This window comes from Arthrobacter sp. BC5, from assembly GCF_056680255.1.
The window spans coordinates 223,238-247,103 of the sequence record NZ_JBWXPX010000002.1 but is presented as its reverse complement, the minus strand read 5'-3'; the positions used below and the strand labels follow the sequence as shown (position 1 = coordinate 247,103).

Genomic DNA, 23,866 nt, shown 5'->3' with positions numbered 1-23,866 from the left:
CGGCGGTGTGCTTCCATGGGGCGCTATCCGGCGTCGTTGCCCTCGCCATCGTGCCCACTAAAGGCTGATCAGTGCTCGATCGGTCGTGAGGGGACGACGATGACGGGGCTGGACGATCTGGCAGCGGCCGATGCCCGGTGGTCGCGCGATACGCGCACGACGACGCCGACAAGGGCATAGGGAAAGTACTATGGGTCTACTACATGGGGCACTTCCGGTTGGCGTGCTGGTCTACGCGATCATGGTCGTGCTGCTCGGCTGTGGCTGCGCCGAAATGCCCAGGTTGATCACCAGAGCTGGTGCGTTACATGCTGGCTTTTCAGCCGATGATAGGTCTTTCTTCCGGGTAGTGATACAGCGTGCTGCGTTGCCTCAGCGCAAGGGCGGAAGCAAGGGTGATGGTTCCCATACGTCCGGCAAACATCAGGGCCGATAGGACGTACTTGCCTGCGGGCGGAAGCTCGGCGCTGAGGTTGGTGCTCAGCCCGCACGTGGCAAAGGCGGAGATGACTTCAAAGAGCACCCGATTGAGTTCCTCGCCGGAAATCGCGAGGATCAGTCCGGTGGCCACGAGGACCAGCGTTGCACCCATGAAGATCACCGAGATGGCAACGCGCATGGCTTCATGGGGAATGGTTCGCCCCCAGGCGCGGACGTCGGAATCACCGCGTGCTTCGGCAACGATCGCGAGGAACATCACGGCGATCGTGGTTACTTTGATGCCACCCGCTGTTGACGCTGACCCGCCACCGGCGAACATGAGGGCATCGGTGAGCAGCATGGTGGTGGAGTTCATGGCGCCCTGGTCCACGAGGTTGAATCCTCCAGACCTTGTCATGACTGACGCGAAGAGGGCATGAATGATTTTGTCGGATGCGCTGAGGTTGCCGATGGTCCGCGTGTTTGCCCACTCCAGGGCTGCCCATGCGATGGTTCCTACGATCAGCAGGATCAGCGAGACGGCAATCGTGAGTTTGGTGTGGAGGGTCCACTTCTGGTAACGCCATTTGAGCTGGAGAAGCACCATGATGACGGGAAAGCCGAGACTGCCGAGGAACCCGCCCACCATCAGCGGGACCAGAATCCACAGGTCGGTTTCGTAGGGCACAAGCCCGTCCGAGTGGGGAGTGAATCCGGCGTTGTTGAACGCGGAGATGGAATAGAAGGTGCCGTGCCAGATCGCCTGCCACCATGGTTCACCGAGCACCATGAAGCGGGGAATCATCACCAGGGCCAGCACGATCTCGATGGCGATGGACGTGGTGATGACGATCCGCAGCAGGGTACCGACCTCGCCGAGTCGGCTTGCATTGTTCATGGATGCCTGCACGAGCAGCTTGCCCCGGACGCCGAGCCGCTTGCTGACGATCAGTGCTAACAGCGAGGCAAGGGTCAGGGTTCCCAATCCCCCTATGAAGATCCCGAGGAGAATGACCAGCTGACCGAAAAATGACCAGTGCGCGGCGGTCGACACGACGGTGAGCCCGGTGACGCAAACCGCCGAGACGGCGGTGAACAGTGCATCGTGCAGGGGTGTAACAGTGCCGTCTGCCGAGGATGCGGGCAAGCTGAGGAGTGCCGTGAAAACCAGGATAACGGCCAGAAAGATGAAGAGGGCGAGCCGGGCAGGCGAAGAGTTGGCGAAGGAGTCGAGGAAATCGCGGATTCCACCTAGGAAGCGAAAATACTTGCTCTGATCGCCCCGCAGCCACCGCGGCTGTTGACTTACCATTGACGCCCGCCCTGCGCGTTGCTGCCTGCGCCGCGGATGCGGCGGTGAAAAAGGTTTCCCGAGGAGTAAATCACTTCCGCTGTGGCTTCGATTTCAGGAATTCCACGGATCGCGTAGCTCAGTAGAATCTTGGCCGTCAGCTGACCGTTTTGGCGCGGTTGAACCCTCGGGTAGAAAACGGACAGCGCTACGGGACGGCGTCCTCGTTAGCCCAGGCCTCTGCGTAGAACTTTGGGGATAGGGAGTTCAGCAGTGCGGCATAGGTATCAGGTTCCATCGCCTGTGCTGAATCGGGCGGGATCTCCGGGGCGAAGGCGGACACGCCCAGCCCCGCTTCACGATCCTTCAGGGTCAGGCCGGCGGCTTCCAGGATGGTGGAGTACATGTTCAGCTGGTCCACGCCGGGGCGCAGCGTGGTGGTCTTGTCCCCGCCTGGAATCCAGATCCGATTGAAGATGGTCCGGTTGTTGTTGTCGTCCAGCTGCTCGTGGAAGGCGTCGCTAACACTCATGTGCTTGAGGTGGTCGCCCATGATCACCACGGCGGTGTCGTCGAGGTAGCCCTTTTCCTCCATGTACTCCACGAACCCGGTCACTTGGGTCATGGAACAGGAGTACACGGAGGTGAGCGCGTCCTGCGTGTCCACGGGGCAGTAGTCGTAGACGTGCACCGGCTCGTGGGTGTCCAGCGTCAGCATGGAGAGGTTGAACGGCTGGCCGGTCTTTTCCGCCTGGGCGTGCAGCTTATCGATCTCGTTCTTGGCGTTGGCCATGAGACGCTCGTCGCTTAGGCCCCAGTCGCTGCGGAAGTTCTCCTCCGGTTCGCCAGCGGCGCGCCAGTCGGAGAGCCCTTTCACCTCGGAGTAACCGTGACTGCCCAGGAAGGTGTCCTTCGCCGCGAAGGAGGCGTTGGCGCCGCCCATGAAGACGTTGGTGTAGCCGTTCTCGTCCAGGACATCACCCAGGCATGTGGTGCCTCCCAAATAGGTATCGACACGACCGCCGAGCTCGTTGAGGGCGCTTCCGCTGAGGGCGCTGCTGATACCCGCGGCCTGCCCTCCGCCCTTCAAAGGGACGCCGCATTGCGTCCCGACGAGGCCGGCCATGGTCCAACCTCCGCCCTCGTATTGCTGGAGACCGTCGACGCTCTGCCAGCCGTCCGAGGCCTCGGTGGCCTCTTTAAGAGGAGCGAACGCGTCTTTCTCGAACAGCTGATCGTTCGCGAGGGTGGCCTCGCCGGATTCGAGGTAGATCAGCACCAGGTTGCGCTTGTCCTTGTCGCTGGTAACGGTCGGCTCCGCGTAGTAGTCGCCAAGGTCGTATGGAGAGTTCGCCGCGTCGACGTAGTCCTTCAAACCCACCGTGCTGGCAAAGGCCGTGGTGCCGCCGACGACCACCGCGGCCGCCAAAGCGGTGGAAACGATGCGCATGATCCATTGAGCACGAAGCGGACGCGTGACACTGTTGGTGCTGCGGCGCTTGCGGCGCCGGGAGTGCTGCCACAGGGCGATCCCGACGGTGATGAGCAGGGGAGCGACGCCGACGGCCAGAACGGCGATCCAGATGATGGTTCCGCCTCCACCGTCGGTTTCCACGGAGACGAGGTTCAGGAGCATCTGACTCACGGAGATCTTGCCCCAAAAGAAACGGATACCGACGGCGGCGATGAGCAGCACAAGCCCCGCCCAAATCAGGACGTAGACCAAGATGCGTCCCACGACGACGCCGACCCGTCGGGTCACGTTCGAAATCCGGCCGTGCATGGAAACACCTCGCGTTCGACGATGCCCGCGTGTTCGCCGAACACCCTTGACATCCGACCCTTTCTCGGGCCTTTGAAAGCCTAGTACCGTTAAGCGAGCCGTTCAACGTTGTTCACCTGTGAGTCATCGTTCGTCCACCGCAGCACGGACCGCATGGCTGTCACTGCAGCTTGCGCCCCTGGCGAGTTTCGAAGGCCAGTGAAGCCCACTTCTCATGGCTGGGATCCTAGGAGCTCAGTAGCTCGACACGGGCATGCCTCGGATGTCGGTTCGTAAGCAACACAGGCAGAAGTCGGGATTGCTCGAATAGGGCGTCTGTGGCCGGGATGGAAGAATTGGGTCCGCCGCCCACTGATTAGGAGCACACCATGAATCCCCGCACGCTTTTTCGCACCGTCGCTGTGGCAGAAGCGTTGACCTGGGCTTTTTTGCTGTTGGGCATGTTCTTCAAGTACGTCACCCGCACCACGGAGGCCCTCGTACCGCCAGCCGGAGCCGTACATGGGTTCGTCTTCCTGTGCTTCGTGGTCACGACCGCGTTCGTCTGGGTCAATCAGCGCTGGTCGCTCATAACAGGCCTCCTCGGGTTCGCCTCGGCGATCATTCCCTTCGCGACGGTTCCGTATGAACGTTGGGTCGAGCGACGCGGGCAGTTGAGCGCCGCTTGGCGCCTCGCTCCTGGTGCGGAGTCGCCGCGGAACTTGCTCGAGCAACTCCAAGCGTCGGTTCTGCGGAGCCCGCTCGTCGCACTGGTCGTCACCATCGTCGGGATCTCAGGCGTTTTCACTGCCCTGCTACTTGTAGGCCCGCCAGGATCCTCGAGCTGAAAAGCGCGCCATGCGTAATTTGCAGAATTCATATAATCCGGAGCAACTCCTACCCGAAACGCTATCGATGGACTTATAGGGAAGGCAGAATGTCGAAGATGTGCAGCGCAGGCGGGGAACGGCTACACGATCCTGCGCTCCGTCAGCGGAGCACCGCCTGCCGGTGTCACGGCAACTCGCAGTAGCTGTTATTCGTTCAGCTCAGGTGCCATTGTGGGGCTAAATTTGCCTCAAGATAACATTCTTTGACCCTTAGATCTTTATTGGAGATGTACTAGATGTATCGCTTCCTATTCTCCGCTCAATGGATGGGGTGGCTCGCAATGGTCATCGTGCTTGCCGCGGGATGTGTGGGACTTGGACGCTGGCAACTGGAGCGCCGTGAGGCGGTGGTGGAGGACATCCGGCGCATTGAAGCGAATTACGACGCTGCGCCGGAACGCTACGTGCCGGGGGTGAACGACTTTGACAGTTTTGACCCGACCCGAGAGTGGACGCCCATCACCTTCACGGGTACGTACGACGTCGCGAACCAGACGGTCGCCCGAAACCGGCCGCTGAACGGACAACCCGGTTACGAGGTGCTCACTCCCTTGAAGCTCGAGGACGGAACAGCTGTGATTATCGATCGCGGTTGGCTGCCCATTGGCAACGCCAAGCCCGGGCGACCCGACGAGATACCGGCACCACCCGCTGGCCAGGTCGAGGTGACCGCAAGAATGAAGCCGGGTGAGCCAACCGTGAACCGTGGCGCCCCTGAGGGGCAGATTGCGTCGATTAATCTTCCTGCCCTCGCGGAAAGGGTGGACTACCCTTTGCAGGGTGCTGCTTACGGGCTCTTGGCACTCGAACAGCCAGCAGCAGCACAGACACCAGTTGCTGCCCCGAAGCCCTCGGTCGATGAGGGACCGCATCTTTCCTACTCGTTGCAGTGGTTTGCGTTCGGAGTGCTGGTTTTCATCGGCTTGGGGTACGCGGCACGGCAGCAGCGAAGGATCAACGCCGAGCAGGACGGGACTGCTGTAAACCGCCCGGTCCGCCAGCGTCGTCGCCCCTCCTCCGAGGAGGAAGAGGACGCCATCCTCGATTCGCAGGGCATCCGTTAGTAAGTCGCCCCCAACCCGCCACTCCTGCTCTCCTGGTCAACACTGTGGGCCATCCTTTGGATGAAACTGTCCAATAGACAGCGCGTGCCGTCTGGCAACGTTCATCAGTAAGTGGTTCTCCCAAAACCGTCCACGAAAGTGGTGCCGAATGCGTTCAGAGCATCTTCCACCCCATCACCCAGCGTGCTCCGTCGCCGCCGGTTGGCGTCTGATCGTGTCACTCATGAAGTCGGTCACGACCGTTTCCTCTTAGATCAAGCCCTGCCCTCACAGACTGTTTTGCTTCCAGTCACCTTTCCGGGCAGCACCTGCCGCACCCGAGATGAGAAGCTCAAGAGGACCTCGGACCTTCAACCGGTGGAAGAAAATGCCGAGCCCTACCGCAATCACCACTTGTACCCAGAACAGTTGCACTGCATCGGGTGATGGATTCAGTTGGCCGGCCGCGCTCATGACGGCTATATGCAGCGAATACAGCGTCAGCGTCATGGCCCCGGTCGCTGACAACGGCAGGAGTAGGTTCGGGTACTTGCGTGTCACCAGGAAGCAGATAGCAATCGTGGCTGTGGCTGATCCGGCTACATGCAGAAGGTCCAGCGGTGCGCCCGAGTGCGGTGCGCTGACGGCGAGCCACCACCACGACCCGGACTGGTTGATCCCGGTAAGGCCTACGTTGAGCATTGTTTCAAGGGGGTAGGCGTTTCCGTCGGGCGTCCTCAAAAGGGCTTGTAGCCCGCCTCCGCGTCCGAGCAGCTCGGCACTGATCAGCTTTGCCATGATGGCCGTTGTGAGTCCTGCACCAAGCAGTCCTAGCTGGACGCCGAGGCGTCGGAGGTTGAGGCGGCCGATGGCCATACCGATCAGGACGAAACTTAGCCATTGCAGGACGGGGTAGTAACCCGTGAGAAAGACGTCGGCAAAAAGTGTCCGGGGTTCGAAAAAGTGTTCAAAGGTCGGGTTCGCACCCAACGAGGACGGGTCTACATTTTCCCTCACCAGTGGCCGCAGAAGGTACGCGGCAACCGGTGACAGCAGTGTCCAAGCAACAGCCCATGCAGCCAAAGCCTTGAACGGCAGACCTGTGAAGGGCAGGGCGACGAGAAACAGGATGCCGTAGTGGAACAAGATGATCGCAATGTTTGTCTCCACTCCGCCGAGTACCAACCCAGTCAGAGCGATGATGAGCGCGCGGATGACGATGCCCCTACGATCTGCAGCGAGGGCCCCATCTCGGTGCGGCGAGCTTCCACCCGTCAGGAAGGCGAGCCCGATTCCCGCAACAACGGCGAAAAGACCTGATGCCCTGCCGGAAAAAACGAGCGCTATCCACGTTGCATTGCTGGTACCTGGTGAGTAGAGCGGAAAAATGTGGGTGCTCATCATGCCAAAAAGAGCAATTCCGCGAGCTGCATCGATTCCGGTCAATCGCCCTGGGAAAAGCTTCGTATGCACTTCCAGATAGTCTCACAGTGTCCCGCGCCACCATTGACCCGTCGGGAAGCCACTCAGAGCGCTTCATGAACAACGGACATCGCCGGGACGACACCTACGTGGTCATCAAAGCAAACGATAGTCCGGTCCTCAATCAGACCGTTCTGGTGGTCCCGGGTCGAGTCGACATACTCAAACCAAGCTGGTGCTCGGGCGAGTTAGGGTTCGCATGTAGGTCGGAGTCAGCGGTGAGGGCGTCCGAGCGAACAGCGCGGTTGGCAGTTCTGCAGGGCCTCTTTCGCGGCCCTTCTAACGGCGTGTTGCACAACACGCCGGGTTGCGTTACCTGAACGTGACTATTGATACCGCCCTGAGGTATTCTCCTCAAGTGATCCCGGCACCCGTCGAGATCATCCTCCCGCGCAGAATGCCGAGCCCTGCCACTGCTTCCGGGACCCGTTCGTAAAACCCAGTTGGCAGGGACGGGGGAACCACGTTTCCACCGGGTCACAGCACGTGAGTGCGATGATCCTTGGGGTTAAGTCGATCCGACAACCTAGGCACGACCTGAAGTAGCGTCCGCGACTGCAGGAATGCACAGGCTTGAACGACGGCCGGGTGACTCCCATCCGAACCCGACAGCTCACCCCGCAGGCATGGGAGAGGCAATCACCATGTCACGTTCATCCATTCCTGCGCGCCACCGCGCGGTCGTCACCCACTCAATCGCCCTCGAGGGCCTGTCGTATTCCGCGAAGACCGGCGCTGCGGCGCTGGGCAAGCCGGCCATCATTGCAGCTGCTACCGGCGGCCTCGTTTTCGCTGTCGGAGCCCCCGCTGCCCAGGCGGGGACCTACACGCAGGACACCTCCAGCGCTGTTGCTGTACAGGCTCCCGCAGCCACCGTTGCACCTGCACCCGCTCAGGCTCCTGCAGCATCTGCTGCCGGCGTGTACACGGTTGCCTCCGGTGACACGATGGGCGTTATCGCTGCCAAGCACGGCGTGAACCTTGACGCACTGCTGGCAAGCAACGGCCTGTCCTACGCCTCGGTCATCTACCCGGGCCAGCAGATCAAGCTCTCCGGCGGCGCCGCTGCCAGTGTTGCTGTCAGCGCAGCCACGGTTCCGGCTGCCGCACCTGCCAACCAGGTCTTCTACAGTGCACCGGCCGCAGCACCTGCTCCTGCAGCAGCGCCTGCAGGAATTTCCCTGACCTCGGCCTCAATCGCTCCGATCACGCCCGCTCCGTCGCAGCCCACCGTCGCCGCCAGTGGTGTCGGGGCAGCCCTGGTCGCCTCGGCCTATGCCCAGATCGGTTCAACCCAGGACTGCACCGTCCTCGTCGAGCGGGCCCTGCGCTCGATCGGCAAGAACGTCGGAGACCTCGGCCCGATGCAGTTCTTCCAGTTCGGAACTGTCGTCGCCACCCCAGCACCCGGTGACCTCGTGATCCGGCCGGGCCACGTCGCCATCTACGTCGGCGGCGGCAAGGTCATCAGCAGCGGAATGAACGGCATCAACGCCACCATGGAGCACCCCCTGTCTGACCTCGCCGGATCCTCTTTCGTGCGGGTTAGCGGCTAACCCCACCCCTTCAGTCAGGTGGTCGATCTAAGCTGAGGTAGCGGCAAGTGCCCTGGACGGGGGTGCTTGCCGCTATTTCAATGCGCGCTCGGCTCTTTATTGCGCTCCCGTCGCTACCTGCTTGGATGACGGTCAGGGTGAAGGTCCGGCACGAACTGCTGGTACCGCTCGTTATGCTTCTGCTTCCGTTTCTGGGCAGGATGGCATTGAGTGCCGTATGTGGCGCTCCGGGCTCGATACGCTAAATCACAGGCGAGACCGTGACGTTGGGATGGTTGGACATCAGTGAATAATCCGTGGGTTAGCGGGCCGGTCTGGATACCCGAAGCCCCACCGACATGGGCGACCTACCTGGCGCCGACACTGCAACCCATCCCGCTGATCCCTGCCATCGCCCTGGTGCTTGGCCTGTTGTACCTAGCCGGCGCCATCCGCCTGTGGTCCACTGGTCGGTCCTGGCCGGTATGGCGGACGGCAATCTTCCTATCGGGCTGCATTATCATCATGATCACCATGGGCGCAGGAGTCGAGGGCTACGGGCTCCGCATCTTCTCCGTCTTCATGTTCCAGCAGCTGACTCTCATGATGGCCGTTCCCCCTCTTCTGGTACTAGGGAGGCCCGGCACCCTATTGCTACGGGCAACCCCGCACCGTGGACTCGGGCGCCCGATCCTCCGGCTCGCCCACGCAGGACTGCGCTCGAGGTCCGCCCGGATTGTTCTCCATCCGGCGTTCATGATCCCGGTCTTCCTCGTCAGCTTCTATGGTGTCTACCTCAGCGGTATCGCCGACGCGATGCTGCCGTCCTGGTACGGGCACATCACCCTGGAACTGCTGTTCCTGATTTCCGGTGTGCTCTTCACCGTCCCCGTGCTATCGACGGACCCACTGCCGGTGAAGCAGTCCCACTTCGGCCGGTTCCTCGACATCTTCGCCGAAATGCCGCTGCATGCGTTCTTCGGCGTCGTCCTGATGATGGCTACCACACCTGTCGTCGACTTCTTCGGCACTCTGCCCGCGGGATGGGACGTTGATCCGATGACCGATCAGGGTATCGCCGGCGGGTTGGCCTGGTCCTATGGGGAGCTGCCGTCGGTGCTGATGCTGCTGATCATCATGGTGCGCTGGCAACGCGATGACACCGTGACATCGCGGGCCATCGACCGGAAGCACAACCTGGAGGGAACACCGGAACTCGACGCCTACAACGACTACCTCGAGCAGCTCAGGCAACGCGCTGCACGCCACGACCGCCAGCGATAGGCGTGTTGTCCCGTGTGAGCGCTGCGCCCATACGTCATTGGTCGTGAGGTGAGCTGTGAGCTCCGCTTACCCGTCCGTCTGGGGCGGCATCGAGAGAAGCCTTGTTCCTAGCTTGCAACGAATCGAACAGCTTCGCGGAAGTCTTCGAGAGACGTCAAAGCATTATGGTTCTGGTCATCCAGGAGGATCAGTGCCGGCGCCCGGCTCACGCCGACGGGCGTGGCTTCGGCCCGGTCGGCTTCAATGCGTGATTGCACCTCAGTACTGGTCATGTCGGCTTCGAACCGGCCTGTATTGAGTCCGAGTTCACGGGCAACAGCCACATAGGCGTCGATGGTGAGGCGGGTGTGCATGCGCGGCAATTCCTGGGCGTCCGCATCAAGGGTGAGTGCTTCCAGGAAGGGAAAAAAGCAACCTTGACGGTCAGCTGCCTCAAGAGCTGCCGCGCCGAGGAGCGCCTGATCATTGCTGGGCAGGTGACGGGCGACGAAGGTGATCCTCCGCGAGTAATCCGTGCGGAGGTTGGACAGGAACTCCTGAACAGAAATGCTGCCCGGCGCATAAAGGTCGATGAATTGCACCAGGACAGCCCGCTCGTGAGATGCACGCGCAATCAGACGGTCACTGGCCATGATCGCGTCCCGCAGGGCAGCCTGCTGTGCTGCACGGTCGGCCATGGCCGTATCGGACTCTGCCTGAAAACCCGATGAGGAGCTCAAGGATGGAAGCGAAGGCTCGGGATCTCGGCCGGTCTCATCGCGGTCGTTCGACAGGTACCCCTTGAATCCGATGAAGAAGGCAATCGAACCCAGCACCAGGATGATGGACAGAGGAATCATTGCCGCAAACCAGGGATTCATAAAAAGGTGCCGATCCTGTCACACCCGACACCGTCGAACAGATCTTCCTATTCGCGGAGCCGGACGGGTCATGTATCGGAACGTCCCGTTCCGAGATGCCGCCACCGTGGCACATCAAATACATCGTACCGTGAACCATTTATGGGGCATGGTTTTCCGACAAGACCTCAACACTTCTAGGATGCTTGGAACGATATGGGACAGTGTCATAGTCGGTGCTGCTCGAACCTCAGGTGCATGGTACTTGCCGGGCACCATTCATAGGACCGCTTTTTTGCCGCAGCCGGCCCGTTGGAGTTACCTCGCTCCGGCCGCGGTTCCACCCTGAGGGGAACGGCATGACTTCAACACTTTCCCGCCCCACTCCTGCTACCGAGCACGCATCTTCGTCGCGACGGCCAGCACCCTCTGCTGATCCCTGGCACTGGGCTGTCACGGGCGCGTCCCTCCTGGCTGTGCTCGCCGCCGCGACGAGCCTCAACGGCGTCGTGGAGCCCTGGACGTGGCTCGGCCCCGTGGTCCGCACACTCGTCCCGGTGCTGCTGGCGATGGCGCTGACGCGGGCCCTGCGCCTCAATGGAGTGCTGGGCGCCCTCGTGGGGGTGCTCGCGCTTGTCGGAGCCCTCACCGCCCAGTTCTTCCCCCGGCAGAGCATCCTCGGCGTCATGCCGGGGCCAGGCACCTCGCTCGAGCTCCGGCGTCTCCTTGCTGAGGCGGAGGAGACGGTCGTCTCTCAGGTGGCTCCCGTGCTGCCCGGCCCGGGGATCTTCCTCATCACGTGCGCAGCCCTGGGGCTCATCACCATCATCGTGGACCTCTTCGCGGCGACGATGCGCATGCCCGCAGCCAGCGGCCTCGGGCTCCTCACCGTCTTGGTCGCGCCGGCCATCGTGAAGCCGAACGGCGTCGGGATGTTCGCCTTCGTCGCCACCTCCCTCGCCTACCTGCTGCTCCTCGCGACCGCGCAGTGGCGCGAGAACCGGCTCGCATCATGCGGCGCGCGGGCCTCCTCTGGCTTCGCGGGGCGTAGCGCCGTCATCGGTTCGGCGGCCCTCGCCGTGGCCGTGATCCTGCCGCTGTTCGTACCCGGCTTCAACTCCGGCGCCTTCCCGCAGGGCGCGCGGCTCAACGTATGGGGCAACGCCACCGGCCTCAATCCGGCAGTGACGCTCGGCAACGACCTGCGCAATCCCACAGGCTTCGGGCGGATCGCTTACTCCACAAACTCGGATATTCCCCTATACCTCCGAGCGGTGACCCTCGAGGACTTCAGCGGCCGACGATGGGAACCTGACCAGAGACTCGACGACCGCGAGCAGGGCGTCGCCGAGATCGGTGCCGAGGACGGCGCCCCGCAGCCCCCGCCGGCTGGCAGCACCGTGTTCACGCGCGTCACCACACAGAGTTACTCCAGCCCGTGGCTGCTGGCCCCCTACGCACCCGTGAGCATCACGAACCTCTCCGGCACCTGGGCCTGGGACCCCGCGAACCTGTCGATCCTCGCGACCGACGGCGGGTCCACCGCACGCCAGGAGTACCTCGTGCAAAGCACTTCCGCCGAGCTCACGCGCGAAGGCCTTAGCGCCATCGGCCCGTCCGACTACGACGATGTACCCGAGGTCTTCATGCAGCTGCCGGATGACACGCCCGAAATCGTCCGCACCAGGACCGAGGAGGTCACCGGCGAGTTCATGAACCCCTACGACAAGGCCCTCGCTATTCAGAGCTACCTGCGCGGACCCGAGTTCACCTACTCGGAGGAAGCACCGGTGGACGGCGGGTACGACGGCAGTGGTATGGACGTCATGGCACGCTTCCTCGAGTCGAAGTCCGGGTATTGCGTCCACTACGCTGGCACCATGGCCGTTATGGCCCGGGCGGCGGGCATCCCCACCCGGATGGCTATCGGCTACACGCCAGGCAGCCCCACGGGCAACACCAGCGAGGGTCCCGGCGGGACGGAGTTGCGCGAGTTCGTGGTCGACTCCCGCAACGCGCACTCCTGGCCCGAGCTGTACTTCGAGGGCGTGGGCTGGGTCCAGTTCGAACCGACCCCGTCTCGGGGCGTCGTACCCACCTATGCGCAGCAGTCCTTCTCGCCGGTTGGCCCACGGGCCGATGACGGCGACGCCCCCAACCCCGGCGCTATACCCGGCGCGAATGGACAGACCAACACCGCGACTCAGCCGCCTGACGCCGGGGGCAGCACGCAGTCAGCGGGCCCCCAAGATTATGCGAGGTCCGGTATGGGGCTTTTGGCCGTCGTCGGCATTGCATTGCTTGCTCTTCTTCCGTTGCTCCTGCGAGTGGCGCGGACCAAAGCACGACGACGGTCTGTCGTCGTGGACGTTGACGGCAGCAGCAATGGAGCAGCGACGGCGGCTTGGGCTGAAACGACGGAGATCGCCGGCGACCTTGGCTATCCATTCAACCCCACGGACACCCCCCGCACATTCGCCGAACGCCTCGCCACGAATGCTTCATTGAGGGGTGAACCTGCAACGTCGCTTTCGCGGCTCAAAACCGCCTATGAGCACGAGGAATACTCCAATCACGGTCTGGGAAGCAGGACAGGAGAAAGCACCGGAGCCCAGCCACCGGCTGTACTCGTGCGCCCAGCGGCAGCCCCCCGTTGGGCGGACGTCGATGCAGTGACGCGGGCGCTCCGTCACGGCAGCTCTTGGTCGACCCGCCTTAAGGCCCGCCTCTTTCCCCAGTCGCTGCTCAACCGCTTCCGGGACAGCTCCCGCCGATAGCCGTATAGCCCTCTCACTATGGGATTGCAATGGGATTGCGTCACCGCCACCGGTGTCGCAAGGGTTGGTGCCTTCCACCCGCTACAGATCTGTATGGCTCTCGTGCATCACAAGCGACACTGACCAGGGACAAGCCGCACTTTGAACGACTGAATTACTTCGGCTCTACAGGTAGTAGTTGATTGATGTACTTTTATCAACTCGGAGGGGCTCCTTGTCTCGTCCACGGCAGCGGGTCCGTCCCGGATCTACTTGCCGGTCTGAATGCTCATCATCTAGGTTGGCTCCGTCGGCAACTTTTACCGCTGTCCAGCCGCAGCTAGGACGGTGCCGCTGCCGGCCGGACTGACCATTAGTGGCTACTTTCCGTCACCTCGACCTTCACCACTGTCGACGCCTATTTCACCAAGGCAGTTTCTGCTTTAGGCTCCCACCAATGAACTGCAGCACGGCGTGGGCTGTATTGACCGATCAGCCCTCCAATGATTCAGAGTCCTCTACGATCCAGCATGCATTAACTCCACCGCTCACGGCTGGTGAGTCCACGCGCAATTGCACGCGATGGGAAGTGGAACGTCCTCGGTCAGCTCCCTCATCCACCCCATTCGCGCCTATATCAACAATCTTCCAGCCAACTACCGCGTAGTTCTCACTCAATGCCTGCACTGCACACTGTGCGGTGGCCCCGGGGTCTTTAATCACTTCAAAATCGACGGACGTGAACCCATCCTGCTCCACGTTGAAGCCCACGTCCTTGCTGCTCACCGGTTCCGTGCTCGTCAAAGACAGGAAACCGGCAATAATGACGGCGAGCACTAAGGCAAGGATTAAGAGCACAGGCCTTGATCGTGGCGTCAGGCGGGTACTAGGTCGTCCGTATCGTTCCGCAGAGGACCCACGTTGAGGAGCAGATGATGTGCTCATTCCCGGACCACTCAACGGTTCAGATCCGCACCCGACATGTACTGGGCATTTACGGCGATGTCATCGATCACGACACCGGCAGATGTAGAAGCTCCACCATCGACGCCGATTGACGACGCAACCGCTGTACAAGCCAGGGCTTCGATGTCATGCAGCAGGGGGATGGCGACGCTGCTCAAGGTCGACTCCCGCGCCGCCTGAGGACGACTGGATGAACGTGGATGCCATGTATCGGGCAAGAAATTGGCATACTTGAAGCATAGGGCAAAGGACTTTCCGCTTAGGTGGCAGGTGTTTTGTCATCAAAATTGGTAGTGCTCGTGTTCAGCGTCGCTGAACTTCTGACACTCACCTGACCCCTAACTACGTGATTCCCTGACTTCCAACGCCGCCGTGGTCCTATACTGGCGCATGGTACCTGCCAGCTCGGCGTGGATGATTCGTCGGTCTGCGGCGGCAAGGGAGTCGTCCTGCTCGAGGACGAGGCGTTCTGCTTCGGCGTCACATAGACCCTGGATCAGGGCTCCTAGACAGGCGGGTCGGGCAGGCTTATCGGGGTTGACCGTTGACGACGTAGACGATGGTTTTCACACCCGTCAGGGCCGCACCTTTGAGGAACGCGCGTTTCGTTGCATCTCTCTCGCTGTTGAAGTGGATGGAGGAGCTTCCCTTGTACCGCAGGCCCCTGATAGCTGATCGTGTTGCGGTGACATCCGCCGGCGAGATGGCTGCGGCGGCGATGTAGTAGCTGCCTGTCTTGGACTCATCCACGAAGACGTGAGAGTGACGCGGAAGGGCGAAGGCTTGCATCGACCCTACCGGCGCCCGACCTCGCTTTTCGCCGTGCAAAGTGGCGACCAGGGTGCTGGCGCGCCGATCAATCGGGCGGTCAAACGTAGGTTCAGTGCCGTGCGGAAATGTGCGATTGAATTGTTGCACTACGGTGAAGAGCCGGATTCAGAGAGCAGCTCGCAACGCATCGCATACGAGCCACAGACCAGTTACCTACTGCCGTAAGAAAAAATGGTTGTCTCAGCCGGTTACTTTCCTGGCAAAACCATCACTCATCCTGCTAAGTAGTGATGCGTTGCCCGGCCGAAGCCACCTCATGTTTTCCGAGACGAATGAGGATGGACCGCCGGTCCATTTCGATATCCCGTAAGTCGACCGACTAGATACGCCCCGTCCTACCGAGGGCCAGGGCAGTTCAGCTAGCTGAGACAGATGGGCCTCAGGAGGCTCGTCCCGCTGGCGTGATGCCGCCGGAGCAGGTGGCGCCGGGTTCGCGGGTTTGCTCGCCTTGGATGTATTTGTCGAGGAAGGTGCCGAGCCGTGGATCGTCGGCGGAGTCGACCTTGAGCTGCAGGCCCCACGCGCTGGCGGCGATGGGGGTGTCGAGGCCGGGGTAGGGGCTGAGCAACACGTGGGAGCGTGTTCCGACGAGGCTGGTGAGCTTGTCGATGTCTGCCTGGCTGACGTCTGGGTTGTACATAAGCCATACGGCGCCGTGCTCCATGGAGTGGACTGAGTTCTCGTTGGGGACTGGCTCGGTGTAGACGCCACAGTTGGTCCAGGCCGGGCTGTGGTCACCGCCCACGGGGGGCGACTGCTCGTACTCGACGGCTCTCTCGACGTGATTGAACGTCACGTCGGGGTATTCCGCGATGCCTTCGATGGGCTGCGCGGCCGCGGTCTCACGGTCACGGTTCACCTGGACCTGGTTCACGATCACGAGGGACACCGCGATGATGACAGCGAGGATCACGGCACCGATCCCACCGAAGACCAGGGCGTTGCGCTTGCGTTCACTGGCACGCTGCTGAGCCTGAATGGCAGCCAGGCGCTCCTGACGGTTCTGATTCTCCTGAGACCGTTTCCTGTTCAATGAAATGCCTTTCGGTGTGTGAAACGCCGCCGGGTAGTGGCCGCAGCTCCAAACGTATGCCCTGCGGTCCTGTCGACCTTGAGCCAATGTACCTGTGGGCGAGGCTGCACCAGCTTGGATTACCTCCCCATTGCACCGAACCGGGTGTCAGAGCTGAGGTTAGCTCTGTTCGTGATGACCGCGGTGATGACCGCGGTGATGAACTTGACGGCCTCCCCGGCGGATCAATTCCAAGCTCCGTTGCGGCCGCGATGACGGCACAACGAGTGCCTTCCTAGACCAACGCGCGGCAGGCGAAGAGTGGGAGTGGGGGAGGACTTACTTTTCGGTTCGTGTCTGCGAGGAGAGCATGGTGCCAAGGACAAAGAGGGATACTCCGGTGGTGACGAACACGTCTGCGAGGTTGAAGGTGGGGAACCAGCCGCTGTGTAGGTAGTCGACAACTCCTTGCCCGTCGAGCCTGTCGATGAAGTTCCCGATCGCGCCTCCGAGCAGCAGGGCCGCTCCTGTCCTGGAGAGGGCGGTCAGGGATGGCGCGGAGGAAATGGTGTACCAGGTCAGGGCGGCGATGATCAGGCCGGTGGCGGCGATGACGACCCAGGGTGCCAGATCCGCGCCGAGGCTGAATGCGACACCACGGTTGTAGAGGAGCTTGATGTTGAGTGGTCCGAGGTCGGTCGTCGCGCCGGTGGAGAGCAGGGTTTCGGCTACAGCTTTGACCGCCAGATCGGTTGCGGCCAGGACCGCCGCTATCAGAAGCAACACCGTCCTGGAGCGTCGGGCCCGCCGGGCGTCCGCGGCCGGCGCAGCAGTTCCGGCGCTCATGCTGCCGGTTCCAGCATCGGGGCGGGCTGAGCGGCGTTGGGCGTGGTTCTACGGCTGATCCGGCCTGCCCTGACACCGTTGGCGATGACGACGACTTCGGCCAGTTCGTGGATGAGGACGACGGCGGCCAAGCCGAGCAGGCCGAACAGCGCGAGCGGAATCAGCACCGCGATCAGCGCCAGGGACAACCCCACGTTCTGGAGCATGATGCATCGGGTCCTGCGGGCGTGGTCGAGGATCTGGGGAAGATTGTTTAGGTCCTCGCCCATCAGGGCGATGTCCGCGGTTTCGATCGCGACGTCGCTTCCCATGGCGCCCATGGCGATGCCGCTGTCGGCGGTCGCCAGGGCGGGGGCGTCGTTCACGCCGTCACCGACCATGGCGGTAGGGGCACGGCCTTGGAGGGTGCGGATGATGTTGGCCTTGTCTTCGGGCCGGAGATCGGCATGGACCTCCGTGATTCCGGCGGCCTTACCCAGTGCCGTGGCGGTGATCAGGTTGTCACCGGTGAGCATGGCGGTGGTGTAACCGGAGGCGCTCAGCTGTGCGATGACTTCTGGGGCTTCGGGACGCAGCTCATCACGGACCGCGACAGCCCCGATGACCTCGCCTGCTTCTTCGATCAGGACGGCGGTCGCGCCGGCGTGCTGCATCCTTGCGACCTCGGTGGCCAACGGGCCGGCGTCGATCCAGCCCGGCCGGCCGAGGCGGACGGTCCTGCCCTCGAGCAGACCTTCCAGGCCGGCGCCGGGGACGGCGTTCACGTCGGTGATGGCCGCCCGGTCCGTGGTGGCGGCGAGGATGGCGCGGGCGAGCGGGTGCTCGCTGCGGGCCTCCAGACCCGCCGCGAGGGCCAGGACGTGTTCCTTGGTGGCCCTCCGGGTCGCAACGACATCGATCACGGCGGGCTTGTTGCGGGTGAGGGTTCCGGTCTTGTCCAACGCGATGGTGCGGATCTTGCCGAGGGTTTCCAGGGCGCCTCCGCCTTTGATGAGCACACCGATGCGGCTGGCCGCACCGACAGAAGCGACGACCGTGACGGGCACGGAGATGGCCAGGGCACACGGTGAGGCGGCGACCAGGACCACGAGGGCGCGTTCGAACCACAGCAATGGTTCGCCGACGATGAAACCGAAGACGATGATCAGTGCGGCGGTGATCAGGATGCCGGGGACGAGCTTTTTGGCGATGGAGTCGGCCAGGCGCTGGCCCGGGCCTTTGCGGGACTGCTCGGCCTCCACGATATGGACGATCCTAGCCAGCGAGTTGTTCTCCGCGGTGCTGGTTACTTCGACCTCCAGCGGGCCGGTGCCGTTGATCGATCCGGCGTAGACCTCGCTGCCCGGTCCGGCTTCGACGGGCACGGACTCACCGGTCAGCGCGGAGGTGTCCAAGGACGTACGACCGGTGACGACACGCCCGTCGGTGGCAAGGCGCTCCCCGGGCCGGACCACCATGCGGTCGCCGGGGACAAGCTCCGCGGGGTCGACAGTAATCTCGGCGCCGCCGCGCAGGACGGTCGCCTCCGCCGGGACAAGATCCAGCAAGGCGCGCAAACCACGGCGGGTTTTCGCCAGCGAGTACTCCTCGAGCCCCTCAGAGATCGCGTAGAGGAAGGCCAGCATGGCGGCCTCCTCGAACTGCCCAAGAGCGACAGCGCCGACGGCAGCGATTGTCATCAGGGTCCCGACTCCGATCTTGCCCTTGAACAGGCGCCGCAGGGTGGAGGGAACGAACGTCCAGGCCGCAATCAGCAATGCGGCGACCTCCAAGGGGAGCGTCAACCACTGGGGCCCGCCGGTCAGCGACACGATCCACGCCACCAGGAGCAGGACACCGGCGACGGCAGCCACCCGGACCTCACGGACATGCCAGAAACCCACGGCCTCCTCTGCATCCTCGGACTCGCCGGTTTCTGTCTCTTTGTCGCTACAGCCGCAAGCGTCGCTCATTGTGCATTCTCCATCGTGAGGCCGGCATCAGTGCTGCCGGTGCCGTAGTTCGGGCACAGGCTGACCGCGTTGCCGGTAGCGGCAAGCAGAACCTCTGCATGGGCGAGCAGGTCCATCAGTTCCGGGCGGGACAGGGAGTAGTACACGCTGCGGCGCTCCATCCGGCCTTCCACCAGGCCGCAATCGCGCAGACATGCCACATGGGCAGACACGGTTGACTGGGCCAGGCCTAATTCCCTGGTGAGGTCACCGACCCGAACCTCACCGCCAGCCATACGCTTCACGATGCTCAAGCGGGTTGGATCACTCAGCGAATGAAACAGCGCCACTGCAGGATTGAACTGGCTGCACGAAGCAGCGGAAACCGAAGGTATAATCGCCATGAGACGATGATAGCGCGATAATGTGATGTCATCGTCTGATGCTGTACCGTCGAACCAAAGCGACTTGGCACCTAAGGCATGATGGGCCGACCGCAGGGGCCGACGGCTTGCTGCTGATGGAGTAGAGCTTCACATGCTGACCAGGGAAAGTATTGGCAGGCATGGACGACTTCTTCGCCAAAATGGTGCAGTTTGGGCCCCGCAACACGAAGGAGGGTGCCGGAAGCCGTGTCGGCAGCTGGCTCCAGGCAGTCGCACGACAACGCAAAGGACACCTGATGCCACAACCAGTCAACGCCGAGCTCGGGCAGGTCAGCGAGCTCTTCATGCTGCTGGCTTCCATCGCCTACGTGGTGGCCCTCATCTTCTTCGTGCTGGACCTCGTGAAATCGAGCTCGACCATCGGTGCCCTCGAGTCACGGCTCGCCGATGAAAAGGCCGTTTCCGCGCGCGCCCTTGCGGGTATCGGGGCAGGGGCGGCGGGTTTGACGACGTTGGGCACTACTACGTCGTCGGCGCCCGTCACGGCCGACGATTCTATGGACTACGGCTCCGGCCCACGGCGTGGGCTGGCCCGTGTCGCAGTCTCATTGACCGTCCTGGCCGCGCTGATCCACGGTGCAGCCGTCGCCACCCGCGCCATTGCCGCAAACCGAGTGCCGTGGGGCAACATGTACGAGTTCTGCACCACGGGTGCCTTTCTCGTCTCCCTCATCTTCCTCATCACCCTCACGCGCAAGGACCTGCGCTTCGTCGGCTCTTTCGTGGTGGGACTCGTCGTCATCATGCTGTGCGCCGCCACAGTCGGTTTCCCCACGCCCGTCGCCCGGCTGATTCCGGCCCTGCAGAGCTACTGGCTGATCGTGCACGTGTCCATCGCCGTAGCGTCCTCGGCGCTCTTCACCATCACCTTTGCCATGTCCATCCTGCAGCTCCTGCAGACCTCGCGGGAGGCCAAGCTCCTCGCCGGCGAGGCCGACACCGCGAAATTCCTCCGCCTGGTCCCCTCCGCCCTCAGCCTCGAGAACCTCTCCTACCGCCTCAACGCCCTCGCCTTCGTCGGTTGGACCTTCACCCTGATGGCCGGTGCTATCTGGGCCGAACTGGCATGGGGACGCTACTGGGGTTGGGATGTCAAGGAAGTCTGGACCTTCGTGATCTGGACCGTTTACGCCGGCTACCTGCATGCCCGCGCGACGCGAGGCTGGACGGGGACGCGCGCCGCCTGGCTGTCGATCGTCGGGTACCTCTGCATCGTGTTCAACTTCACCATCGTGAACATTTACTTCTCGGGACTGCACAGTTACGCAGGGGTCTAGCCGGACGCCTTGCAGGGGAGCCGTTACCGGCCCTTTATCCGGCAGCGAGAGCCCGCGACAGCCATTGCAAGGCTCTCTGTCCCACGTAGTATGCTCCTGTGCGGCTCAAATCGGCGTCGGCGCCGTCGTCGTTGCCTCTTTGCACCCAACCCCTTTTTAGGCACGGCTAAAAATGTTAGGGTCGGGTCATGTTCCGTCAGAGTCCCGCACCGATTCCTCCCAAGTCCTTCAAGGCTGGTCCTTTGCCCGAGGTGCCCCTTAGCGGAGGCAGGACGATATGGCTGCTGGGACCCGCCCTCGTAGCGGGTGTCGCCTACCTCGATCCAGGAAACGTTGCGAGCAACATGACTGCCGGGGCGATCTACGGTTTTCTGCTGGTCTGGGTGGTCGTCCTCGGAAACGTCATGGCCTGGCTGGTGCAGTATCTTTCCGCGAAGCTCGGCATCGTCACCGGCAAGAGCCTCCCGGAAATACTGGGGGAGCGGATCAGCTCACGCTGGGCGCGACGCGGGTTCTGGTTGCAGGCCGAGCTGGTCGCTATGGCGACCGACATCGCCGAGATCCTCGGCGGGGCCATCGCCCTGAACATCCTGTTCGACCTTCCCCTGGTGGTTGGCGGGCTGATCACCGGGGCAGTGTCCCTGGCCGTCCTGCAGCTTCACGGCCACGGCCGTGAACGGATCTTTGAACGGCTCATCATCTCGATGATGTTCATTGTCGTGATCGGTTTCTCGGCGGGAGTGTTCCTCAGCCCGCCGGAACCGACCGATGTCGCAGCAGGCCTGCTGCCGGCCTTTGGCGGCAGCCAGTCCGTCCTCCTGGCCGCGTCGATCCTCGGTGCGACCATCATGCCGCATGCGATCTACGCGCATTCAGCGTTGGCACGCGACCGTTTTCCACGGCGCCCTCAGGCAGCGGTGCCACGGTTGCTGAGTGCCACCCGCTGGGACGTCACCATCGCCTTGACCATTGCGGGTGCGGTCAACCTCGCCATCTTGCTCCTGGCTGCCACGTCCCTGCAGGGCCGCGACGACACGGGCACGCTGGAGGGCGCTCACGGGGCGATAGCCGAGGTCCTCGGCCCTGTCATCGCGACGCTTTTTGCGATCGGGTTGCTCGCGTCGGGTTTGGCATCGAGCTCCGTCGGCGCGTATGCGGGAGCCGAGATCATGCACGGCCTGCTGCGGGTGAGAATTCCTCTGGCCACCCGACGCATCATTACCCTCATTCCGGCACTGTTGATTCTTGCCTTCGGAGTCGATCCCACGCAGGCCCTGATCCTCAGTCAGGTAGTGCTCTCCTTCGGCATTTCCTTCGCTTTGATTCCCCTGGTCTACCTCGGTACGCGCTCCGACGTGATGGGAGATCACCAGAACAGGTGGTGGACGACCCTGGTCGGCGCTGTTGTGGCAGCCCTACTGGTGACACTGAATCTGACCCTGCTTTACCTGGTCTTCACCGGCAGCGGATAATCCCGCCGCGAGATCGGCACCGGATGATGAGCACGGCCGGCTTAACGGTGGTCCGGACGCCTTGCGGCTCCGGACCACCGTTAAGCCGCCGGATGCACCCCTGTAGCCTGTTGCGTGCGGTGGCAGGCTCTCATCCGCAGCCCAAGGATCAGCCAACCACTGTCCATTGGCAGTTCGCCCGAGTCCCCGACAGCTCACGACATGGAACCTGTTTGATGATGACGACACGGCGGCAAGGAACCCTGCCTAACGCGGCGGTTGAGGACTACCTCAAGACCATTTATCAGCACACGGAGTGGCAGGACGAGCCCATCACTCCTTCGGTGTTGGCATTGAAGCTGGCGGTCGCTCCGGCGTCGGTGACGGGCATGGTGAAGAAGCTTGCTGCTCTTGGGTTCGTTGATCATGTTCCGTATGGGCCTTTGAACCTCACTGAGGAAGGGGCCGCCCGCGCGATTGCTGTCGTGCGGCGGCATCGGCTTATCGAGACCTGGCTTGTCCGGGATCTCGGTTATGCCTGGGACGAGGTTCATGATGAAGCCGAGCTCCTTGAGCATTCCGTCTCGGACCGCCTTCTGGAGGCGATCGATGAACGTCTGGGTCACCCCACTCATGATCCTCACGGGGATCCCATCCCTGACGCCTCCGGCGCGGTACCGGTGTCCGCGTTCGTTCTCCTCGAAGACCTCGGACCCGCCCGGCAGGGCACCGTGCTGCGTGTTGACGACAGGAAACCGGAATTGCTGCGGCTTCTGGCCGTGAACGACATCCGCCCTGGCAGCACCATCACCGTGCATGAGCGGAGCGAATATGACCTGACCATTTCAGCCGAATCGTCCGGCACGGGTCCTGCGGTGCGTCTGAGCATCCCGGACGCGCAGCGAATCTGGGTTCAAAAACCCTCGGATGCGACCCTCCGTTAAGTGCGGCCTTCGTTAGAGGAGCCCGCGTCCTGCAGTGTGCCTAGCAGTGGTCGTGGCGGCCTGTGGCTGGTTCGAGTTGCAGGGTGGAGTGCCGAATATCGAAATGTTCGCTGATGCAGGCGTTGAGCTCGGCGAGAATCCGTTCGGCGCGGCCGCTGGTAAACGCTTCAGTGTCGATCTGCACGTGGGCGGTTAGTGCCGGCAGGCCTGAGGTGATCGTCCAGGCATGCAGGTCATCCACCAGGACGACGCCGGGTACTTCCTCCATGTGTCGGCGCACCTCGGCGAGGTCCGTCTCCTCCGGTGTCGCCTCCAGGAGCACCAGGACTACAGCCTTGAGCAGGCTGTAGGCGCGGGGGAGAATCAGGATGCCGATGGCAATACTTGCCAGGCCGTCAGCCCGCGCGAATCCAGTGAGCCCGATGACGAGGGCCGCGACGATGACAGCAATGGATCCGAGCATGTCACCCAGGACCTCGAGGTAAGCGCCACGGACGTTGAGGCTTTCCTTCTGCCCTCCCATGAGCAACCGTAGGGCGAAGAAGTTCGCGATCAGTCCCAGCGCCGCCGCGATCAACATGACGGGGGCGTCGACCTCCACGGGCGCCAGGAAACGCTTCGTGCCTTCAATGAGCATCAGTACGCCGATGACACCGACGATGAGGCCGTTGACAAGGGCCGCGAGGACTTCCACCCGCTTCCACCCGAAAGTTCGTCGTTCCGTCGCCGGGCGGGCCGCAAGCCAGGTCGCGAAAATGGCGATAGCCAAACCAAAGGAGTCACTGAGCATGTGCCCGGCATCAGCCAACAGGGCCAAAGACCCGGACACGACAGCGCCCACCACCTCGATCAGCATGACC

20 protein-coding genes and 1 riboswitch are annotated in these 23,866 nt (G+C 62.6%); of the genes, 8 read left to right on the top strand and 12 right to left on the bottom strand.

Features of this window, described 5'->3' with window-relative positions; all coding sequences use genetic code 11:
* Positions 1–319: 319 nt before the first annotated feature.
* Both AC1MFI_RS18765 and AC1MFI_RS18760 read right to left on the bottom strand, forming a co-directional pair.
* Positions 320–1,732, bottom strand: a complete 1,413-nt coding sequence (locus tag AC1MFI_RS18765) for a TrkH family potassium uptake protein (protein WP_479821248.1) — start codon at positions 1,730–1,732, stop codon at positions 320–322.
* Positions 1,733–1,919: 187 nt separating this feature from the next.
* Complete coding sequence (locus AC1MFI_RS18760; RefSeq protein WP_479821246.1) at positions 1,920–3,437, bottom strand: LTA synthase family protein; 1,518 nt, start codon at positions 3,435–3,437, stop codon at positions 1,920–1,922.
* A gap of 425 nt (positions 3,438–3,862) precedes the next feature.
* Here AC1MFI_RS18760 and AC1MFI_RS18755 point away from each other — a divergent pair, with 425 nt between their 5' ends.
* Positions 3,863–4,321, top strand: coding sequence for a DUF3817 domain-containing protein (locus tag AC1MFI_RS18755; protein WP_479821244.1), 459 nt, complete (start codon positions 3,863–3,865; stop codon positions 4,319–4,321).
* Positions 4,322–4,599: 278 nt separating this feature from the next.
* Positions 4,600–5,427 (top strand): SURF1 family cytochrome oxidase biogenesis protein, encoded by an 828-nt coding sequence (locus AC1MFI_RS18750; RefSeq protein ID WP_479821241.1) that lies wholly within the window; start codon positions 4,600–4,602, stop codon positions 5,425–5,427.
* A gap of 267 nt (positions 5,428–5,694) precedes the next feature.
* Here AC1MFI_RS18750 and AC1MFI_RS18745 read toward each other — a convergent pair whose 3' ends face one another.
* Positions 5,695–6,879: a heparan-alpha-glucosaminide N-acetyltransferase domain-containing protein gene (locus tag AC1MFI_RS18745; RefSeq protein WP_479821239.1), complete on the bottom strand. Its 1,185-nt coding sequence runs from the start codon at positions 6,877–6,879 to the stop codon at positions 5,695–5,697.
* A 430-nt stretch (positions 6,880–7,309) separates the two neighbouring features.
* A riboswitch (cyclic di-AMP (ydaO/yuaA leader) is annotated at positions 7,310–7,530 on the top strand.
* Positions 7,531–7,532: 2 nt separating this feature from the next.
* On the opposite strand from AC1MFI_RS18745, the gene AC1MFI_RS18740 reads away from it, so the two are divergent.
* Together AC1MFI_RS18740 and AC1MFI_RS18735 are read left to right on the top strand one after the other, a co-directional pair.
* Positions 7,533–8,444, top strand: coding sequence for a C40 family peptidase (locus AC1MFI_RS18740; protein ID WP_479821238.1), 912 nt, complete (start codon positions 7,533–7,535; stop codon positions 8,442–8,444).
* Positions 8,445–8,729: 285 nt separating this feature from the next.
* A complete protein-coding gene (locus tag AC1MFI_RS18735) occupies positions 8,730–9,707 on the top strand; it encodes a cytochrome c oxidase assembly protein (protein ID WP_479821237.1) in 978 nt (325 codons plus the stop codon).
* A gap of 107 nt (positions 9,708–9,814) precedes the next feature.
* On the opposite strand, the gene AC1MFI_RS18730 is transcribed toward AC1MFI_RS18735, so the two are convergent.
* Positions 9,815–10,567 (bottom strand): DsbA family protein, encoded by a 753-nt coding sequence (locus AC1MFI_RS18730; RefSeq protein ID WP_479821236.1) that lies wholly within the window; start codon positions 10,565–10,567, stop codon positions 9,815–9,817.
* A 338-nt stretch (positions 10,568–10,905) separates the two neighbouring features.
* Between AC1MFI_RS18730 and AC1MFI_RS18725 the strand changes: the two genes are divergently transcribed.
* Complete coding sequence (locus AC1MFI_RS18725; protein WP_479821235.1) at positions 10,906–13,323, top strand: transglutaminase TgpA family protein; 2,418 nt, start codon at positions 10,906–10,908, stop codon at positions 13,321–13,323.
* Positions 13,324–13,794: 471 nt separating this feature from the next.
* Here AC1MFI_RS18725 and AC1MFI_RS18720 read toward each other — a convergent pair whose 3' ends face one another.
* From AC1MFI_RS18720 to AC1MFI_RS18690, 7 genes are all read right to left on the bottom strand, one after another.
* On the bottom strand, positions 13,795–14,160 hold the full coding sequence (locus AC1MFI_RS18720; protein WP_479821234.1) for a DUF4307 domain-containing protein: 366 nt from the start codon (positions 14,158–14,160) through the stop codon (positions 13,795–13,797).
* Between the two features lie 98 nt (positions 14,161–14,258).
* Entirely contained in the window at positions 14,259–14,426 is a 168-nt protein-coding gene (locus AC1MFI_RS18715) for a hypothetical protein (RefSeq protein ID WP_479821233.1), read from the bottom strand.
* A 370-nt stretch (positions 14,427–14,796) separates the two neighbouring features.
* Entirely contained in the window at positions 14,797–15,018 is a 222-nt protein-coding gene (locus tag AC1MFI_RS18710) for a hypothetical protein (RefSeq protein ID WP_479821230.1), read from the bottom strand.
* A gap of 460 nt (positions 15,019–15,478) precedes the next feature.
* Positions 15,479–16,132, bottom strand: a complete 654-nt coding sequence (locus tag AC1MFI_RS18705) for a DUF3105 domain-containing protein (RefSeq protein WP_479821228.1) — start codon at positions 16,130–16,132, stop codon at positions 15,479–15,481.
* A gap of 318 nt (positions 16,133–16,450) precedes the next feature.
* Entirely contained in the window at positions 16,451–16,957 is a 507-nt protein-coding gene (gene lspA / locus AC1MFI_RS18700) for a signal peptidase II (protein WP_479821227.1), read from the bottom strand.
* Positions 16,954–18,909, bottom strand: a complete 1,956-nt coding sequence (locus tag AC1MFI_RS18695; RefSeq protein WP_479821225.1) for a heavy metal translocating P-type ATPase — start codon at positions 18,907–18,909, stop codon at positions 16,954–16,956. The genes lspA and AC1MFI_RS18695 overlap by 4 nt, the downstream gene beginning before the upstream one ends.
* Positions 18,906–19,292, bottom strand: coding sequence for an ArsR/SmtB family transcription factor (locus AC1MFI_RS18690; protein ID WP_479821224.1), 387 nt, complete (start codon positions 19,290–19,292; stop codon positions 18,906–18,908). Before AC1MFI_RS18690 ends, AC1MFI_RS18695 begins: the two co-directional genes overlap by 4 nt.
* 278 nt (positions 19,293–19,570) lie before the next feature.
* On the opposite strand from AC1MFI_RS18690, the gene ccsB reads away from it, so the two are divergent.
* The 3 genes from ccsB to AC1MFI_RS18675 all read left to right on the top strand — a co-directional run bounded on the left by ccsB (position 19,571) and on the right by AC1MFI_RS18675 (position 23,006).
* Positions 19,571–20,611: a c-type cytochrome biogenesis protein CcsB gene (gene ccsB, locus AC1MFI_RS18685; RefSeq protein ID WP_479821222.1), complete on the top strand. Its 1,041-nt coding sequence runs from the start codon at positions 19,571–19,573 to the stop codon at positions 20,609–20,611.
* A 188-nt stretch (positions 20,612–20,799) separates the two neighbouring features.
* Entirely contained in the window at positions 20,800–22,083 is a 1,284-nt protein-coding gene (locus tag AC1MFI_RS18680) for an Nramp family divalent metal transporter (RefSeq protein WP_479821221.1), read from the top strand.
* 215 nt (positions 22,084–22,298) lie between these two features.
* Positions 22,299–23,006: a metal-dependent transcriptional regulator gene (locus AC1MFI_RS18675; RefSeq protein WP_479821220.1), complete on the top strand. Its 708-nt coding sequence runs from the start codon at positions 22,299–22,301 to the stop codon at positions 23,004–23,006.
* A gap of 40 nt (positions 23,007–23,046) precedes the next feature.
* On the opposite strand, the gene AC1MFI_RS18670 is transcribed toward AC1MFI_RS18675, so the two are convergent.
* Positions 23,047–23,862 carry a cation diffusion facilitator family transporter gene (locus AC1MFI_RS18670; RefSeq protein ID WP_420792185.1) on the bottom strand — a complete coding sequence of 272 codons (816 nt, stop codon included), beginning with the start codon at positions 23,860–23,862 and terminating at the stop codon, positions 23,047–23,049.
* Positions 23,863–23,866 lie beyond the last annotated feature (4 nt).

Excerpts from the sequence above, each read along its gene's own strand:
- AC1MFI_RS18675 (WP_479821220.1), top strand. The coding sequence starts at position 22,299 with ATGATGACGACACGGCGGCAAGGAACCCTGCCTAACGCGGCGGTTGAG.
- AC1MFI_RS18680 (WP_479821221.1), top strand. The coding sequence starts at position 20,800 with ATGTTCCGTCAGAGTCCCGCACCGATTCCTCCCAAGTCCTTCAAGGCT.
- AC1MFI_RS18670 (WP_420792185.1), bottom strand. The coding sequence starts at position 23,862 with ATGCTGATCGAGGTGGTGGGCGCTGTCGTGTCCGGGTCTTTGGCCCTG.
- AC1MFI_RS18725 (WP_479821235.1), top strand. The coding sequence starts at position 10,906 with ATGACTTCAACACTTTCCCGCCCCACTCCTGCTACCGAGCACGCATCT.
- AC1MFI_RS18695 (WP_479821225.1), bottom strand. The coding sequence starts at position 18,909 with ATGAGCGACGCTTGCGGCTGTAGCGACAAAGAGACAGAAACCGGCGAG.
- AC1MFI_RS18690 (WP_479821224.1), bottom strand. The coding sequence starts at position 19,292 with ATGGCGATTATACCTTCGGTTTCCGCTGCTTCGTGCAGCCAGTTCAAT.
- AC1MFI_RS18765 (WP_479821248.1), bottom strand. The coding sequence starts at position 1,732 with ATGGTAAGTCAACAGCCGCGGTGGCTGCGGGGCGATCAGAGCAAGTAT.
- AC1MFI_RS18750 (WP_479821241.1), top strand. The coding sequence starts at position 4,600 with ATGTATCGCTTCCTATTCTCCGCTCAATGGATGGGGTGGCTCGCAATG.
- AC1MFI_RS18740 (WP_479821238.1), top strand. The coding sequence starts at position 7,533 with ATGTCACGTTCATCCATTCCTGCGCGCCACCGCGCGGTCGTCACCCAC.
- AC1MFI_RS18755 (WP_479821244.1), top strand. The coding sequence starts at position 3,863 with ATGAATCCCCGCACGCTTTTTCGCACCGTCGCTGTGGCAGAAGCGTTG.
- ccsB (WP_479821222.1), top strand. The coding sequence starts at position 19,571 with ATGCCACAACCAGTCAACGCCGAGCTCGGGCAGGTCAGCGAGCTCTTC.
- lspA (WP_479821227.1), bottom strand. The coding sequence starts at position 16,957 with ATGAGCGCCGGAACTGCTGCGCCGGCCGCGGACGCCCGGCGGGCCCGA.
- AC1MFI_RS18730 (WP_479821236.1), bottom strand. The coding sequence starts at position 10,567 with ATGAATCCCTGGTTTGCGGCAATGATTCCTCTGTCCATCATCCTGGTG.